The sequence below is a fragment of the Lishizhenia tianjinensis genome (assembly GCF_900116425.1).
Taxonomy (GTDB): domain Bacteria; phylum Bacteroidota; class Bacteroidia; order Flavobacteriales_D; family Crocinitomicaceae; genus Lishizhenia; species Lishizhenia tianjinensis.
The window spans coordinates 444,445-462,134 of the sequence record NZ_FPAS01000002.1; the positions used below are offsets into that span (position 1 = coordinate 444,445).

General features: G+C 37.7%; 16 protein-coding genes. 8 read left to right on the forward strand and 8 right to left on the reverse strand.

Annotated features, from left to right (window positions below; genetic code table 11):
* The first annotated feature begins 2 nt into the window (after positions 1-2).
* The 4 genes from BM327_RS08555 (at position 3) to BM327_RS08570 (ending at position 4,617) form a co-directional block, all read left to right on the forward strand.
* Entirely contained in the window at positions 3-1,262 is a 1,260-nt protein-coding gene (locus tag BM327_RS08555; RefSeq protein WP_090248342.1) for a hypothetical protein, read from the forward strand.
* The gene (gene lptC / locus BM327_RS08560; RefSeq protein ID WP_090248344.1) at positions 1,262-1,810 is read left to right on the forward strand and encodes an LPS export ABC transporter periplasmic protein LptC; all 549 of its coding nucleotides are present in this window, start codon (positions 1,262-1,264) and stop codon (positions 1,808-1,810) included. Before BM327_RS08555 ends, lptC begins: the two co-directional genes overlap by 1 nt.
* Before the next feature lie 3 nt (positions 1,811-1,813).
* Positions 1,814-2,035: a hypothetical protein gene (locus BM327_RS08565; RefSeq protein WP_090248346.1), complete on the forward strand. Its 222-nt coding sequence runs from the start codon at positions 1,814-1,816 to the stop codon at positions 2,033-2,035.
* A 95-nt stretch (positions 2,036-2,130) separates the two neighbouring features.
* Positions 2,131-4,617: a DUF5686 family protein gene (locus BM327_RS08570; protein ID WP_090248348.1), complete on the forward strand. Its 2,487-nt coding sequence runs from the start codon at positions 2,131-2,133 to the stop codon at positions 4,615-4,617.
* A 52-nt stretch (positions 4,618-4,669) separates the two neighbouring features.
* Here the strand turns inward: BM327_RS08570 and BM327_RS15870 are convergent, their stop codons facing one another.
* Positions 4,670-5,182 carry a transposase gene (locus tag BM327_RS15870; RefSeq protein ID WP_170853719.1) on the reverse strand — a complete coding sequence of 171 codons (513 nt, stop codon included), beginning with the start codon at positions 5,180-5,182 and terminating at the stop codon, positions 4,670-4,672.
* A gap of 496 nt (positions 5,183-5,678) precedes the next feature.
* Here BM327_RS15870 and BM327_RS08580 point away from each other — a divergent pair, with 496 nt between their 5' ends.
* Entirely contained in the window at positions 5,679-6,404 is a 726-nt protein-coding gene (locus tag BM327_RS08580; protein ID WP_090248354.1) for a carboxypeptidase-like regulatory domain-containing protein, read from the forward strand.
* Between the two features lie 91 nt (positions 6,405-6,495).
* On the opposite strand, the gene BM327_RS08585 is transcribed toward BM327_RS08580, so the two are convergent.
* From BM327_RS08585 to BM327_RS08595, 3 genes are read right to left on the reverse strand one after another with little or no spacing between them, the layout of a single operon-like run.
* Positions 6,496-7,053 carry a hypothetical protein gene (locus tag BM327_RS08585; RefSeq protein WP_139230313.1) on the reverse strand — a complete coding sequence of 186 codons (558 nt, stop codon included), beginning with the start codon at positions 7,051-7,053 and terminating at the stop codon, positions 6,496-6,498.
* Positions 7,046-8,122 carry a mannose-1-phosphate guanylyltransferase gene (locus BM327_RS08590; RefSeq protein WP_090248359.1) on the reverse strand — a complete coding sequence of 359 codons (1,077 nt, stop codon included), beginning with the start codon at positions 8,120-8,122 and terminating at the stop codon, positions 7,046-7,048. Before BM327_RS08590 ends, BM327_RS08585 begins: the two co-directional genes overlap by 8 nt.
* 2 nt (positions 8,123-8,124) lie before the next feature.
* On the reverse strand, positions 8,125-8,745 hold the full coding sequence (locus BM327_RS08595; protein ID WP_211664721.1) for a SprT-like domain-containing protein: 621 nt from the start codon (positions 8,743-8,745) through the stop codon (positions 8,125-8,127).
* Positions 8,746-8,858: 113 nt separating this feature from the next.
* Here BM327_RS08595 and BM327_RS08600 point away from each other — a divergent pair, with 113 nt between their 5' ends.
* From BM327_RS08600 to BM327_RS08610, 3 genes are all read left to right on the forward strand, one after another.
* On the forward strand, positions 8,859-9,599 hold the full coding sequence (locus BM327_RS08600) for an MlaE family ABC transporter permease (protein WP_090248361.1): 741 nt from the start codon (positions 8,859-8,861) through the stop codon (positions 9,597-9,599).
* Positions 9,599-10,354 (forward strand): ABC transporter ATP-binding protein, encoded by a 756-nt coding sequence (locus tag BM327_RS08605; RefSeq protein WP_090248364.1) that lies wholly within the window; start codon positions 9,599-9,601, stop codon positions 10,352-10,354. The genes BM327_RS08600 and BM327_RS08605 overlap by 1 nt, the downstream gene beginning before the upstream one ends.
* A 537-nt stretch (positions 10,355-10,891) precedes the next feature.
* Positions 10,892-12,829, forward strand: coding sequence for a T9SS type B sorting domain-containing protein (locus tag BM327_RS08610; RefSeq protein WP_090248366.1), 1,938 nt, complete (start codon positions 10,892-10,894; stop codon positions 12,827-12,829).
* A 411-nt stretch (positions 12,830-13,240) separates the two neighbouring features.
* On the opposite strand, the gene BM327_RS08615 is transcribed toward BM327_RS08610, so the two are convergent.
* From BM327_RS08615 to ftsA, 4 genes are all read right to left on the reverse strand, one after another.
* Positions 13,241-14,137, reverse strand: coding sequence for a hypothetical protein (locus BM327_RS08615; protein WP_090248369.1), 897 nt, complete (start codon positions 14,135-14,137; stop codon positions 13,241-13,243).
* A 95-nt stretch (positions 14,138-14,232) separates the two neighbouring features.
* A complete protein-coding gene (locus BM327_RS08620; protein ID WP_090248372.1) occupies positions 14,233-14,688 on the reverse strand; it encodes a GatB/YqeY domain-containing protein in 456 nt (151 codons plus the stop codon).
* 3 nt (positions 14,689-14,691) lie between these two features.
* Complete coding sequence (gene ftsZ, locus BM327_RS08625) at positions 14,692-16,344, reverse strand: cell division protein FtsZ (protein WP_090248375.1); 1,653 nt, start codon at positions 16,342-16,344, stop codon at positions 14,692-14,694.
* A 66-nt stretch (positions 16,345-16,410) separates the two neighbouring features.
* Complete coding sequence (gene ftsA, locus BM327_RS08630; protein WP_090248378.1) at positions 16,411-17,685, reverse strand: cell division protein FtsA; 1,275 nt, start codon at positions 17,683-17,685, stop codon at positions 16,411-16,413.
* Positions 17,686-17,690: the final 5 nt, after the last annotated feature.

Genomic DNA, 17,690 nt, shown 5'->3' on the forward strand with positions numbered 1-17,690 from the left:
AGATGAAGTTAGGAAAACTTATACTTGGAGCTGCATTGTTAGCAACGTTTACAGCGAACGCACAAGGTGAGGACGATAGGAATGAATGTAATAGGTATAAAAAAGTAGCTAATGTTGCTTATGGAGCAAAGAATTACAAAAAGGCAGCTACAGCTTATTTACAGGCAGAAAGAGAATGTGGAGGTTTGGAAAACGCCTTCTACAGTCCAATGATTTATTCTTTGGAACGTATGGTGAAAGAAACAGAAGGTGCAGAGCAAGCGGCTTACATCGATTCATTATTATCGACGTATGAAAATGTTCAAAGACAATACGGTACTAATGTATCTTACAAAAAGAAAGAAGGAAAGTACTTATTGCTTTCTAGCCGAGCTACAAAGTTAGAAGACGCGGATTCTGCATTTAGTTACATTATCTACAATCACGCTGAAGAAGCTACAGATTATACGGTTCAGCAGTACTATGCAAACATTTACACGCTTTGGTCTAAAGCAGAAGGTGATGTTAAGTCTGATTATACAAAAAGGATAATTGGAGAATACTTTAAGTTGAACAACATCGTATCTGAAAAAGGATTAACGCCTAGAACTTTAGAAGTTTTAACTTCTTACTTGGATTACGTTGCAAGAGACTGTGAATCTTTGTTACCGGAGATAAACAATTTCATGACGAATTTGCCACAAGAGAAAGATTTGAAGAAATCTAATGTAAATAACTTCATTAAGTTATTGGAAACAAAATCTTGTACAGATAGCAAAGAGTACGAAATGTTAATTGATACATTGGTTGCTATAGATCCTACTTCAGTAGATGCGAAGTTGCAAAAAGCGAAATTGTTAGATGTAAAAGGAAGAACATCTTCTGCAGTTTCAGCTTACAAAGAAGTTATAGAGTTAACGCAAGATGCAGACTTAATTTCTGAGGCGGAATTGGCAATTGCTGCAGCTTATTACAGAGCTAGAAATTACCAAGCAGCACACAATGCAGGTTTAGCTGTAAGTGGAAAGAACTCAGTTGAAGGTGCGAAAATCGCAGCAAACTCTGTTATGGCGAGCATTAACGACTGTGGAAACACAACCTTCGAGAGAAAAGCAAACAACTACTACGCTGTAGAGATTGCAAACAAATATGGATTCAGTGCTTCACGTTACCAAGCAGCTTGTCCATCTGGAGAAGATATCTTTAATGCGAGTAAGCAAGTTGGAGAGCAAATTACTTTGGAGTGTTGGGGGAATAGAACCGTAACAATTCAGAAATTCTAATGAGAGCCTTAGGCATCAACATATTTATGATACCTGTCATTCTTGGAGTGACAGGTATCTTTTTTTCTTGTGTAAACGATTTGGAAAAAATTAAGGAGGTTTCATCCATTGAGCATGCTCCTGATGAAGCAACTCGAGATTTGAATGTAATTTACACCGATTCTGGTTATGCGAAATTAGAGTTGACGGCAACAATTTCTGAGTCGTACAATGAAACTCAAAAAACCAAATTAAAGGACGGACTCAAAGTGAAGTTTTTTAATGATAATGGTGAGGTAGTTTCAATTTTGACAGCATTGTACGGTGAGATAGATAAAAAGACAGGCGATATGTTTGTAAGGGACAGCGTGGAACTTAAAAATGTAGAACAGAATAAAGTCTTGCGATCTGAGGAATTGATTTGGGATAAGAAGGGAGATTCTGTTTACACGGAAAAAGCAGTTACCATTACCTACCCGAATATGATTTTGTATGGTCAAGGTGCGAAAACAAATCGTAATTTTGACACAGCCTTTGTATATAATGTAAAGGCGAGAGTTAATAAATAAAATATGCATACGTATAACAAGATAATGCAAGTGTTTTGGCTTGCTCTAGTAGTTTTATCTTTCATTTATATCACCTATATGGGGATAACAGAAGGATTTGAAACATGGTTGAGTTTTTATCTTCTCCCTGTGTTTGCTTTTTGTTTCTGGATGATAAGAAGATGGATGATGAAACGCATGTTAAAACACCAGCAGTACTTAGAGGAGCAAGCAAAGAATAAATAAGACTTGTTACTTTTAAACCGTTTGTCATTTATTAGTTAAGCAATAGGTTAAGTTCTGTAACTTTTTAACGCCTTTTGTTGTCTTAAACTATAGAAATGAAACAACTACTTCTCATACTTTTTATTTTTTGTAGCAATCTTGCTGCCGTTGGACAAGATGTGTTAAAAGGTAAAGTAGTTGATGAAAACTTTCAACCCATCCCCTTTGTAGATATCTTTCTCAGAGGTCAGGACAATCAATACCGTGTACGATCTGATGCAAATGGGGATTATATCTTGAATTTAGAAAATGGTTCGTATAGGGTAATCTATGCAGCTACAGGTTATGAGAAAAAAGAAGTTTTCCTAACCGTTAAAAAAGGTGAGAACATTCAGAATGTTCAGCTCTTTCCCATGCGAATTCAGGATATAGATGGTGTTGAAATTTCAGGTAGTAAAAAGAACCCAGGGAGAGAAATTATTCTCAAAGTAGTTCGAAGGAAGGATAGTCTGGATTTTAACCAATATGCGCATCAGTGTGACGTTTATATCAAAGCCACCGAGAAAATCCAAAGGTTAGAGCAAGAACCTAAAGAAAGAAGCTTTCGAAAGAAAAAGCAAGAGGAGGAACCTAAGGACAGTGTTACAAAAGATAAAAGCTTAGAACTTCTCCGTAATTTCAATATGATAGAGGTGGGCTTGGAGCGAAGTTATGCACCATACAATAAGGTTAGGGAAGTAAGGAATGCCTTTGAACAAAGGGGGGCTAGACGAAATTATTTGTATTTCACGACAACTGCTAAATCTAATTTCAATTTTTTTAAAAACACCTTGTTTTTAGATGATCTCAATGAATCTCCTATACCTTCTCCCATTTCAACTGTGGGTGTTTTATCTTACAAGTATAAACTGGTTGAGGTTATTGAAAAGGATAGTATCAAAACTTTTAAAATAGAGATCAAAGCAAGGTCTTCTGCAACTTCTACCTTATCTGGTTTTATTTACGTTCAGGATCAAACTTGGATGGTTGAAAAACTTCAGCTTACACTCAGTGGTGGTAACTTATACATGTATGATTATTTTACGATTGAGCAAGATTTTGATTTATCGCGTGATACAGTTTGTGTGTTAATGCAACAAACCATGAATTACGGTGTGAGTCATAAAGAGTCTATCCATCAATGTAGAACCATAGTAAAGTATTCCAATTATAATTTTAACGTGAACTTTCCCCCAAAGTATTTTGGTAATGAAGTTGCGATTACTACACAAGAGGCTTATGAAAGGGATACTACATACTGGAACGCAGCACGACCAGAACCTTTAACTCCTGAGGAATTAGAATATGTGCGTAAAAGGGATAGTATTTATACTTTGGTACATTCAGAAGGCTATTTAGATTCTATAGATTCAATAGCGAATCGTATCACCTATGTAGATGTATTGCTCAATGGAATCGACTTTATAAATAGAGATAAGGGCAGGCAGTGGGTTTTAGGTTCTTTGGCAGCGGCTATACAACCTGTTTATATAGCAGGTCCTAGAGTAGGTGAGATGTTGTGGTGGGATAAAAAATGGGAAAATGAGAAACGACTCGACACCTATACCCATTTGCATTACGGATTTTTGAATCAAGACATCAAAGGTAGAGTGTCAGCTAGGTATTTGTATGATCCGTTTAAAACTGTAAGAATAGGCGCTGCAGTTAGTCATGATTATGGTGTGATTCGTTCCAACGATGGTGTTACAAATATGATCTTAAGGGAAAACTTTATAGAGAAAACTACCTTATCTGTGTACCATAACTACGAATTGATAAATGGTATGATGTTCAATGTAGAGTTGAATTTTACGGAGCGTAGATCTGTTGCGGAGGGCACTAAGTTTATCGAAGATTTTGATGAAGTTTTAGACAATAAACCACCAGCTTCTTTTGACACCTACCAGGCTTTTATGAGTAAGATACATCTTTCGTATACACCTTTTCAAAAGTATATGAGAGAACCAAATAGGAAAGTGATATTAGGATCTCGTTGGCCTACTGTTTATATGTATTGGGAAAAGGGAATTCCTACTTTATTCGGGAGTGATGTGAATCATGATTATTTACTTTTTGGTTTACGTCAGAGTTTTAAAATTTCCACGTTTGGAACCTCCTCTTACCATGTGAAATCCGGAAGATTTTTAAACACCAAAGTGCTTCGTGAGATAGACTACAAGTATCACAGGAGGTCAGACCCAATTTACCTCACCAATCCTTTAACGGGGTATCAAGATTTGGATACCTCGCTACCAACGCTTAATTGGTACTTTGAATCCCATTTCATTCACCATTTCAATGGAGCATTATTAAACAAGGTGCCATTTATGAAACGTTTACGAGTAACTTCTGTAGCAGGTGGAGGGTATTTATATGTGCCTGAGCACAAATGGACCCATTATGAAATGTTTGCTGGTATTGAGCGAGTGTTCAAGTTAAAGAAACAGAGGTTTAGACTTGGTTTATATTATGTGGCATCGGATGGTAATCAAATCAAAGCGCGGAGTACGGTGCGGATAAGCATGAATTTTTTGGATCCGGAGGATATGACGTTTTGGTATTGATGGTGTTTTTTTTTGTGTATATTATCTTGATTGGTCGCATGCTTGCCAATGTTCACGTCAATATCGATTCCACGAGAATTTTAAACTTATTACAAAACCTAAGGTTGTAATTAAAAGAGTACTCGAACATGTACTTTTGAAGATGTAAATAACTTACGCCGTGATGAGTTCCATTTAGAATTCTATTTTCGTTCGCCATGAGGTAATTCAGCCAGTTTTTTTCATGTGTCTTAACGGGGTAATAGCTTTTTTTGAGTTCAATTTTTTTGTGTGTATTAAATAATTTTAAACATCTGTAGCCCTTTGCTGATAGTCTTTTCTCTTCGGCAGATACTTTTTTTAGAAGTCGAATTGGCGCGATTAAGTTAATTTCATCTGTTTTGTGACTTCCGCCCCTAGAGATTGCGGTAATGGAGTAGTTTTGAATAGCTTTTAGTCCACAATAGGCACTTTTATCTTTGGAAATTAATGTGAAATATAGGAAGTATTCCTTGGCCAATAGATTGTTTCCCATAGCCATTCTTAACTTCATACTTAAGTACCAAACTGTTCGGTAACGTTTCACGCCAAGTAGTCTGGATAATTCGAGAATTGAGTATGATTTTTTGACGTCAGTCATTAGGTAAATAGCCTTGAACCATAAAGCGAATGGTAACTTGGAGGATTCCATGAGAGTTCCACTTTTTAAGGATATTTTCCTACCGCATGAATAACGCCAATATCTGTGTCTAGGTTTCCAGTTGGTTACATTTCTCTGGCAATGCGGACAGGTTACGCCTTGTCTTTCTCTTTGTTTTTTTAGAAAGTGAATACACTTTTTTTCAGTACCGAAGTTTCGGATAAATTCAGTTAGGTCCATGATATTTAGAATTAGGTTGATCTGTAATTTACGAAAAACAAACGAAATAATCGAAAAGAATAGTTGATAAGTGTTTGGAAAACATGCGACTAATCAGGGTTTTTTACTCACCATTATTCCCCTTAATTCAAAAAAAACAAAAAATATTTTATGGAATCTCCACCTCCTCCTCATCTAAATATCGAACATTAAAAAATATACCATGAGATTAACAATGATATTCGCTTTTTGCCTTCTTGGATGGACGGCAATTGCTCAAAACTCTTACGGAGAAATTGTAGGTTACTTATATGAAAACGATCAATCTGAATCTAAAGCATTATTTGCCAAAGTTTGGGTAGAGGATAATGGAGCGAAAATTGGTGCTACCACAGATGCAGACGGAAAGTTTAGGATTTCTGCGATTCCTCCAGGATTGTACCTGTTACAAGCCCAATATAATGGAGATACTTTAACAGACACAATCACGTGTGAAGTTGCTGCAAATGGTATACTTAATCTGGGAAGAGTAAACGTTATAAGTAATGTGAAGGATTTTGATGTTGTTACTATTAGAGGAGGGGAGCCCTTGATTAAGTTTGGTAGTGCGGGAGAGACTTCAATTTCTGCGTTAGATATCAAAAATAGTCCGGATAGACAGGACCCAGTGAGTTTGATCGTAGGTAAGAATTCAGATATCAAGAAAAATGAAAGCGGTCAAATGATGATTAGAGGTGCAAGACCTGGAGATATGGCCTATTTCATTGACGGCGTTAAGCTAAGAGATGCACTAAGTATACCAGGGTCTGCAATAGGTGGTGTAACGGTGTATACTTCAGCAATACCAGCGAAATACGGGGATACAAATGGTGGAGTAATCGTAATGAATACGAAGAGTTACTCAGATTTGTATAGAAGATGGAAGATCATGACAACCATAGAAAATTAATCTACTCAAAATGAGAAGGGATAGCAACAAAGCTTTTGGGTAGATAAAAGGGCCGGTTTCAATTGAAATCGGCCCTTTGTTTTTATTCTCCTTATACAAATACAAACTGATGATCTTCCAGTAAAGCTTTGAGTTGAGGGTCTTCTGGACCGTAAAATTGCCTTCCGAAATTATCCCATTCTTCCTTAGTCTCCACAGAAAGATTTTCTTGTATGTGTTCTATAATGTTGGCTCCAATTAAATAGGGAGATTGATCTTCTAATAATTCATCTCCTAAAAACTGACCAACAATGTGGTATTCGTCGTTGATTTTTGGAGTTTTATTCGTTAACAAACACTCTGTTTTCCAATTGTTTTCCCAATCGTTTTCAGTTAATGCAGCTCTTCGTTTCATTAATTCTTCTCCCATTAATGAGCGTTGCAAAAAAGCTCTAGATTCTGTACTCATTTTTGCCACCTGTTCTTGCGCGCACATGATGCAAATTGCCATTTCAAACAAGGTTAAATCTTCTCCTTGTTCGGTGCGTTTGTAGGCCTTTTCTACCACATAGGGCATTTGTGCATCGTCGAGTCTGCAGTCGCAAACTTTACAATGCGTAAAAGGTTTGTGGTCTACGTCAGAGTAAAAGTCTTTAGGGATTTTAGCCATTTTCTTGCTCAATAAGTTTTAGATAAGTCTTTAAATTTTGTTCGTCTGATTTTTTCAGGATCAACAATTTTTCTTCTGTCTCTACAACGATGTAATCATCTAATCCTTGTATGATGGCCTTCTTTTTTGTGGGTAATTTCACCAAGCAATCATGTGCATCTATCATGCGTATGTCTGGATTATCTGTGGCATTACCGTGGTGGTCTTTTTCCAAGTGTTCATACAAACTACCCCAAGTTCCCAGGTCAGACCAATCAAAGTCTGCCAATACAACACTCACGTTTCTTGCATTTTCCATCACAGCAAAGTCAATTGAAATATTTTCAGCTGCATGAAATGCTGCATCTACATATTGCTGCTCCTTTTCTGTGAAGTAAACCGAAAAATCTTTGCAGAATAACTCATGTAATTCTGGCTTGAATCGCTTCAAAGCATTTAGTATTACCTCGGCCGTCCAAACAAAAATTCCTGAATTCCAACAATAGTCACCACTCGTTAAAAAGATTTTTGCCAGTTCTTTATTGGGCTTTTCTGTAAACTGCTTCACTTTTTTTACATCACCACCCACTACATCTCCTTCTTCAAAGAACTGTATGTATCCGTATCCTGTGTCAGGACGAGTTGGTTTAATTCCAAGCGTAGTAATGCGCTTGTTGTCTTTTGCGTTTTTTAAGGCAATGTTAATGATACGCTCGAATTTGTGTTGTTGTAGAATCAAATGATCCGAGGGTGCAACAATTAAGTTGGCTTCTTTATTTAGGGCATAAATTTTTGCGGCAGCGTAAGCAATACAAGGTGCTGTGTTTTTGCGTTCGGGCTCTGTAAGTATTTGCTTATTATCTAATTCGGGCAAATGTTCCTTTACCATGGCGTAGTATTCCGCGTTGGTAACGATGTAAATGTTCTCGTTGGGTATGATGTTGAGTAATCGTTCATAGGTTAAACGCAAAAGCGATTTTCCTATACCCAATACATCTAAGAATTGTTTAGGGCGTGCAGGGGTTGACATAGGCCAAAATCTTGAACCTACTCCTCCCGCCATGATTACTGCGTAATTATTTGTATCCATTTTTAATCTTCTATTCGTTTTACTTCGGCAAGGCAGTGTACCAAATATAACTTACCCGTACCTAATTCTTCGCACATGTACCGCTTTCTGCGCAATTTTCCACGTTTAAAGCTTTTGTTGTTGAGTATAAAACATTCGTTCTCTCTGAGCTCCTCTACCGTAAGTACGCTGTCCGTTTGTTTATCATAACGCTTTAGCACTCTACTTAGTGCTACATCCGTACAAGAACTTGCTTTGGGTTTGTTTACACTGTTGCGCAAGGCAAGTTTTATATCTCTAGGGATTTCTTCCGCTTCTAATAGGGGTGCCAAAAGTTGACTGAACTTCATTTGCCATTCTGCTCCATGCGCTTTTACCTTCCAACCATGATCTATATAAGTTTGCATATGTGCGAATTCATGCAAAGTTGTAATCAAAAATTGGTAAGGGTTTAAGTCCCCGTTTACCGTTATTCTGTGAAATTCACTTTGGAAAGGCGGTCGGTAATCTCCCAGTTTGGTTTTACGAGGTTTGCTGACCTTAAAAGCTACTTTAGACGAAAAAAGCAAATCGGCTATATAGCCCGTAAAGGCTGCCGGAATAAACTTCTCTAATTTTTTTTCTATTTGTTCTCGTTTGGTCATGCAATTTCTAGCAATATCCCTATGTCCTGTAAAGTGTAAACAATTACATGTGGGTATAAAATCGCTCTAAAATAAGGATACTTTAGAATAAGCTATTAATTTAGCACGGAGTTATGAATAATATTCAGAACATAGGGAAATATTTCATCCTATTAAAGCAGGTGCTAACGCAGCCAGAGCGCTTTCGTGTATATACGAAACGCGTAGCTAACGAGTGGGAAACGATAGGGTTGAACTCTATGGGTATCGTCGGTATTTTATCTGTTTTTATGGGGGCGGTAATTGCGTTGCAGACAGCCTCAAATATGGATAGTCCCTTATTGCCAAAGTATACCATAGGGTATATTACCAGGTCTTCTACTATTCTAGAATTTTCACCTACCATTATCTCGCTTATTTTAGCAGGTAAAGTAGGGTCAAATATCGCCTCAGAAATTGGTACCATGCGCGTTACCGAACAGATAGATGCTTTAGACATCATGGGGATTAACAGTGCAAGCTATTTAATTCTACCTAAATTAGTAGCCGCCGTTACCATCCTTCCTTTCTTAATTATCTTTTCTATGGCCTTGAGTATCATGGGAGGATATTACGCAGTAACGCTTTCTAACCTTTGTTCTCACGAAGAGTTTGTATACGGAATTCGTGCCTTTTTTGAACCAAGTAACATAACCTATGCCTTGGTTAAAACCATGTGTTTTGCCTTTATAATCGTATCTGTATCTGCCTTCTATGGTTATTATACCAAAGGTGGTGCATTAGATGTAGGTAAATCTTCAACGCAGGGGGTGGTTTGGAGTACAATTACCATTCTTATTGCCAACTTTATATTAACGCAATTAATCCTCTTGTAATGATTGAAGTAAAAGGCGTAAATAAATCTTTTGGAGAGAAACACGTGTTGCACGATATCAATGCAGAGTTTCATCCGGGTAAAGTAAACCTTATTATTGGTCAATCCGGACAAGGGAAATCTGTTCTTACCAAATGTATCGTTGGTTTAATGGAAGTTGATACCGGAAGTATACATTTCGATGGACGTGATTTTTCGGCTATGAATAGAAGAGAACGCCGCGAAATTCGTAAGGAGATTGGTATGCTTTTCCAAGGTTCGGCTTTGTTCGATTCTATGACCGTTGAACAGAATATTATGTTCCCTTTGGATATGTATACTAGCATGACCAAGGAGGAGAAAATAGATAGAGCCAATTTCTGTTTAAAACGAGTGAATTTGGAGAATACCAACCACTTGTTCCCTGCAGAATGTTCTGGAGGTATGCAGAAACGTATCGCCATAGCCCGCGCCATTTCTATGAATCCAAAGTATTTATTCTGTGATGAACCCAACTCTGGTTTAGATCCAAGAACGAGTATATTGATCGATAATCTGATCAAAGAAATTACCTACGAGTATAATATGACTACCGTAGTTATTACCCACGATATGAACTCTGTAATGGAGATAGGGGATAAGATCATTTTTATCAATGAAGGTAAAGTATGGTGGGAAGGCGATAACAAAGAAATCCTAACTACCAATAACCCAGAAATTATCGATTTCGTGTACGCTTCTAAGTTCATGAAAAACCTTAAAGGAAAACTATCCTAAATTAAGAATTCAGAATTAAGAGTTCAGAATTACCCCTTTGTGAAATAAGAAGTGATTCTCTTTTTGAATTTAGTGGAAACTGTAGTAGCAATTTCAAATCTCCAATATCAAATTTCTAATTGTTAGGGCTTCATCCGGCTATCCGTTTTAGTCCCCCAACCAAAAGTTAAGTAGCACTAAACCCAGCCAACACTTCCTGCGGTCGTATTTGCCGTGTCAAGTCATTCTAAACTTTTATTTCGTGGCGCTACCACTGCTATCCGGCGCAAGGGCAGTATTGAGCAAGAGTAAGGAGTATTGAAAATAGGAGGGTAAAAGGTTCCCAGGCTAACGTTGTGGTGAACGAAGTCGAACCATTGGGGAATCTATAGTCAAACAGCGGCGTCGAGAGTTTTAGGCTAAATTTAAGTCTTTAATTTGTCTGATTTTTTGGTTTAGAGATGTATAGGTTATCATAAATCAATTGACGAAGGAACTTCAGAAGTTAACTTTTGATGTTATATTTATTCCTATCACTTTAAAGTGATACCCACCGCTATGAAAAATATTTACTTAATCTGTATTTTCCTGAGTTGCACATGGACCTGTGCCCAACAACTCATTCACCAAGACATCTTTCATGGTGGGGTAACAGCAGGTGCTGTTTCGAAGGGAATGTTTGAAAATTTTTATACCGATACTTTGGAGTTGTTTGTAGAACCAGGGAGTTCAATTCGAAATGCAAATTTATACTATTATCGTAGAGGCTTTTGTAATGATAAGGTGATTAAGGTGAATGGGAATTCGATAGTTTTAGACTCAACTTCTCATAGTCCTGTTAGTAAAGTAAAGATTTCAGTTCAAGGAGTTGATACCATATTTGTTTATAAAATAGATTTAACGCGGTATTTAACCTCTCAGGAATTATTAACAGGAGAATTTTATATTTATAACCCACCAAGTGACATTCCTCAAGGTCCGGGGTTTAGAGCGAATTGGGGTTATTTCATGCCTATGATTTATATTGAATATGAAAAGTCCACTTTACCCATAATTTCTACTTCACTGTTTGCAAATAGTAAAGAAGAAACCTCCAACGATTTTTATAGTTTTTCTGGGTTTAATTCAAGAGTGTCAAATTCCCCTTTTGCTTTGAGTTTATTTCTGGATAGAGTATGTGGTGGAAGCTTAAACGGTAGTCAATTTAAAATTAATGGTGTGAATTGTGGAATCTTGGATTCAGAGGATAGTGTTAGTTATAATTATTTTTGTGCAGGAGCTCACGGGACCTACTATTTTCAAAATAATCAAATACAGGGTTTGTATGATGATACACCAGATGCTTTTTTAGGGGGTAGCGATGCCTTGATAGATCTTAACACGCTTGTGTCTCCTTATAATGACTATAACCTAGAAGAGAAGCATGTAACACATCCGAATACGAATCCAAATAAAGTCAACCACAAACTTTTATTTTCCCATGCCTTTAGTACACCTTGCGATACCTTTTCAACGGCAATAACTGCAGATACAAGTATATGTCTGGGGGATAGTCTTCTCTTAACTGCTATAGGAGGCAGTCAGTACAAATGGATAAATCATCAAAGTTTAAGTGACAGTTTAGGGGCTTCTGTGTGGGCGAAACCCCAAAAGATTTCTTATTATACCGTACAAATTGAGAATGTTCCGGGTTGTTCTAGAACAGAAAATGTTTCTGTGAAAATACACCCTTCCCCCAAATTGAAAGAAGTTATAATTGATACCGCCAGTTGTGGCGAAAGTAATGGCTCATTAACCGTTTATACTACACAAAATGTAGCTTTCGAGTTTAATATAGGGAATGGGTATCAAAATTCTCGTTTTTTTAACGGTTTAGCGGCAGGTGAATATGTGGTTCAGGCCAGAGATTATTTTGGATGTGTTCAAGAAATGCTAGTGGACGTTCCCTTTAAAATAGACGTGCTTGCCAATTTTGAAAGCAGCATTTTAGATGGTGCAAAACCATTAAATGTGAACTTAACCAATACATCAGAGAATGCAACAAATTATCAGTGGTATATCAATGGAGATTTTGAAAGTTATAATGTGGATGAGAATATAACGATTACTCAAAGCGGCGATCATTATATCGATTTAATAGCTTATAATCAAGATACTATATGTTCAGACACGGCAACTTTGGTAATAAGGGTTTACGATAGTTTAATCTTAAATATTCCCAATGTGTTTACACCCAATAATGATGGCAAAAATGATTTTTTCAGTATTCAACAAACCGGTGTTCATTCCTTAAATTATGAGGTTTATAACCGTTGGGGAAATACAATGAAATTGGGTGAGGTAGACGAACCTTTGCAAGAAATAGAATTGTGGGATGGTACAGATCAGGATTCTCAGAAAATGGTAACCTCAGGTACGTATTTCTATCGCATAACTGCTAAAAACAAACAAGGGGAAGAAAAGAAATTCGAAGGTTTTGTACAGGTGATAAGGTAAACCTTCTTCCCTTTGTTTTGTAAGTGACGCATTAAAACTGTTGTAAATTAAGAGTTCAGTTTTATGCTTTTTTTTGAACTTTGATTTTTAAATTTAGTGGGAAAAGCTGTAGCAATTTCAAATTTCCAATTTCAAATTTCTAATTGTTAGGGCTTCACCCGGCTATCCTTTTTAGTCCCCCAACCAAAAGTTAAGTAGCACTAAACACCGCCAACACTTCCTGCGGTCGTATTTGCCGTGTTAAGTCCTTCTAAACCTTTGTTTAGCGGAGCTGCCACTGCTATCCGGCGCAAGAGCAGTAGTGAGCAAGAGTAGGGAGTATTGAGCAAGGCTAAATAGATGTTCAATAGCTGAACCGATGGGCCAATCTAAAAGTCTAAAGGTCTAAAAGTCTAACAGTCTTCAATCTATCTAATCAAAGAGCTCGTAATTCAACAACTTTAAAATGGTAAACTCGTGGGTGATTACATCTCTGCGCATGATGTAATCAATGCGATAAGTTGCTTTGTCGTAAATTACTTCTGTTTTGTAGAGGTACTTACCGTCTTTGTATTCATTACGCGTGTCTACGTTGCCGTGCTCGTCGTATCTATAGGTAATGATGGTCATAGATCTTCTTGGGTCTTTAACCTCTATAGAAACGCTGTCTATACGTGCCTCGTAATTGTAGAAATATTTGGTGCGTTTTAAATGGGTAGATTTATCATACTTTTCATACTCTTCCACTTTAAAACCTATACTGTCTGTAGTTTCAGTTTTGTATTTGTAAGGCAGGTTTAAGTTGTTGTAAACCACCTGTCTTTCTTTTCCACTTACCTTTTTGTAGGTGTAACTTTCTTTAGAGACCAAGTATTTTTCACCAACTTCGAAATCTATCTTTCTGCCGTTTTTGTTTTTCAAACGGTAGAACTCTGTACTGGTTGGTCTTCCTATAGAATCGTAGGTGTAGATGTAGGCAGAGAAACCGTGTTTATCGCTAAAACGTTCACTGGTAAGTTGACCATCATTGTTGTATTCAAACATGGTTACAACGGTATCTAATTTGCCATTCTCACGTATGGTTTCGTAAGATTTAATCATCCTTCCTTCTCTATCGAACTCATACACGCGTTCTAAACCATTGGTGCGCATGTTTTGTCCCGTTCTTTTGGTCATAAACTCTCCAGATATACGCTTGATATTGTTCTTTTTTATGTATTCTGGATTGAAAGAAGTTTGCTCGCCTAGGGCATGACCTTCTTCATTAGATATGATTTGTCCGTAGCTAATAGTACTTATGAAGAGTACGATGAAAAGAAATGATTTCATAAAGTGTGTTTTTACAAAATATCCCGAACACCAAGGGTATTCGGGATAATAAATTTCCAATGTCTTAATAGTATGACAAAGGAGAATAAAGCATTTTAAAGATTGTTTAAACCTTCTTTCACCAATGTAGAAATCATTTTCCCATCAGCTTGTCCGGCTAATTTCTTGCTTAAAGCTCCCATTACTTTACCCATGTCTTGTGGACCTTGAGCTCCTAAGTCTGTAATGGCTTGTGCAACTTCAGCTTTAACTTCTTCTTCGCTCATCATTTTTGGCAAGTAAGCCTCAATGATATCAGCTTGGAATTTTTCGTCAGCTGCTAAATCTTCTCTCCCTTGTTCAATGTACAAAGCGTATGATTCCATACGTTGCTTGTGTAACTTCAAGATAATTTTGTTCTCTTGTGCCTCAGAAACTTCTTCCTGTGCTCCGCTTGCTGTTGCTTCCAACAACAATTTAGCCTTAATATCTCTCAATGCATTCAGCTTCTCTTTTTCGCGAGCTTTCATTGCATTTTTGATATCCGTATTAATTTGTTCTGTTAAACTCATTTGTTAGTCTACGTTATCGTGTAAAAAAGAGTTGTTACCTCTTAGTGTAATATCATCGTTATTTCCTTCAGAAACATTGAAACGAGAAACTGGGTTCTCTGTAGAGTGCGGTGCATCCTCTAAACGGATTTGTCTTCTCTTAAAAGCAGGTACATTTTCAATTTCTGTAATCCCGTCTGCAGATTTGATTTTATCCGTGTAACGTTGGATACGCTCCATGCGCTCTTGGTGTTTTCTTTGTTGTTCTTCCGGACTCAAAGTAGGACGTGCCGTAAAGCTCTCAGGCTGTTCGTTACGTACTGTATTTTGTACAGGTGCAGCAGTAGCTTCTGGAGTTTCCTCTTCTTCTACTTCATCCAAAAAGTAACGCTTTACTTCTTTTTCCTCTTGAGGAGCAGGAGTTTCTTGCGCTTGAGGAGCAACAGGAGCCTCTTCTTCTTGAACCTCTGTACGAACTTCAAACTGCGTTGCAGGTTTTACTTCCCAGTTGTAGCTTTTCTTTTCTTCAACTTGTGGCTGTTCTTCCTGTACCGGAGTTTCTTCTACTTTTAAGTAAGGCTCTTCTACTTTTTCTTCCTCAACTTTTGCTTCAACTTGACGTGAAGTTGCTTGTGTTAAGGGAGTTGTGATTTCCTTCTTTACTTCATCCTCTAATGAACGTCTTTTTTTTTCAGGGGCTTTTTCAAACCCTGTAATTGGAGAAGAGTTGAAGCCGGTAGCGATTAAGGTTACCCCTAAACCATCTCCTAAGCTCTCGTCATAACCGTGACCCCAAATAACGTCTGCTGTACTTCCAGCTTCATCTTGGATGTAGTCAGTTATATCCGAAATCTCGTCCATTAAGACTTCTTTGTTTCCGTAAGTAATATTCAACAACACGTATTGAGCACCTGCGATGTCGTTGTCGTTCAACAACGGAGAAGTTAAGGCTTCTTGTACCGCTTGTATCGCTCTATTTTCACCCTCAGAAATTGCAGAACCCATAATTGCAACACCGCTATCTTTCATTACCGTGTTAACGTCATTAAAGTCAACGTTAATTGCACCCGTAACAGAGATAACTTCTGCAATACCTTTAGCAGCAGTTGTTAAAACGTTATCTGCTTGGGCAAAGGCATTTCCTAGAGTAAGGTTTCCAGAAATCTCACGTAAACGCTCATTGTTGATCACCAAAAGTGTATCCACGTTTTCACGCATGTTTTCTAAACCGTCTTCTGCTTGTTGTCTTCTTTTTCTACCTTCAAAACTAAAAGGAACTGTTACAATACCAACCGTTAATATACCCAACTCTTTTGCGACTTGAGCGATTACAGGAGCAGCACCTGTACCAGTACCACCACCCATACCGGCAGTAACGAATACCATCTTCGTTTCTTTCGATAAGAATTCTCTAATTTCATCTATGTTCTCCACAGCTGCGTTCATTCCAATTTCAGGAATAGAACCTGCTCCACGACCTTCAGTTAAAGAGGGTCCTAATTGAAGTTTGTATGGCACTGGAGAAATATCTAATGCTTGTCTATCTGTATTGCAAACGATGAAATCAACACCTTTGATTCCTTGGTTATACATGTGGTTTACGGCATTGCTACCTCCACCACCAACTCCTATCACCTTAATGATAGAAGATTGTCCTTTTGGTAAATCGAATTCCATACTATTTAGTTTTGTTTCTTGTTTTCACAAGAGTGTTGTTGTTTGTTCTTAATTTGTTTCGGGGCTCTATTCGTCCTCATCAAACCAGCTCTTGCTTTTATTGATGATGGTGTCGAAGAAAGATCCTTTTGTTTTCTTAGAATGCGTTTTGATGGCAGAAGCACGCTTTGCTCTGTTTTGGCGTTCGCTGCTTTCAAACCCTTTCAAAACTAATCCTATACCTGTTGCATACATAGGTGATGTTATCGTTTCAGCAATTGGAGATTGTCCTAAATGCTCGTTCGGGTAACCGATACGCGTATCCATTCCTGTAATGTATTCAAACAATTGTGTGATGTGCTTCAATTGAGCACCACCACCTGTTACTACGATACCACCGATTAACTTTTTCTCGTAACCAGAGTTTTTAATTTCGTAGTAAACGTGCTCGATAATTTCTTCCATTCTGGCTTGAATGATACTCGCCAAATTCTTGATAGAAATTTCTTTTGGCTCTCTTCCTCTCAATCCTGGGATACAAACGATTTCGTTTTCCTGAGATTCTGATGCCAAGGCACTACCAAACTTCACTTTTAAGAGTTCTGCTTGGCGCTTTAAGATGGTACATCCCTCTTTGATGTCTTCAGACAAAATGTTACCTCCAAATGGAATAACAGCCGTGTGTCTGATGATTCCTTCGTGGAAGATAGCAATGTCAGTTGTACCACCTCCTATATCCACCAATACGATACCCGCTTCTCTTTCTTCATCCGAAAGTACAGCTGCGGCACTCGCAAGGGGTTCTAAAATTGTTTCTTGTACTTCTAATCCAGACTTTGTAACACATTTCTGGATGTTTTTAGCAGCGGCAATTCTTCCGGTAATGATGTGGAAGTTTGCCTCTAAACGCACACCTGACATACCGATAGGATCTTTAATTCCTTGCTCGTTGTCTATGATGTACTCTTGCGGCAATACGTGGATGATTTCTTCACCTGGTTCCATCACCAATTTGTACATATCTTCGATCAACGCGTCTATGTCCAATTGTGAGATTTCATCATCAGTAGCGGTACGTGTGTGTATACCTCTGTGTTGTATGCTGTTGATGTGTTGTCCAGCAATTCCTACATTCACTACACCAATAGTCAACTCTCCTTCCACTCTGTCTTGAGCTTCTTGAACAGCTGATTTAATAGATTGAATAGTCTTCTCAATGTTGGTAACAACACCGCGCGTAACACCCAAAGATTCCGTTTTACCCATAGATAAAATTTCTATCTTCCCGTGTTCATTTTTTTGGCCTACAAAGCATGCAATCTTTGTTGTTCCAATATCTAAACCAACTACAATTTCAGACATATTCT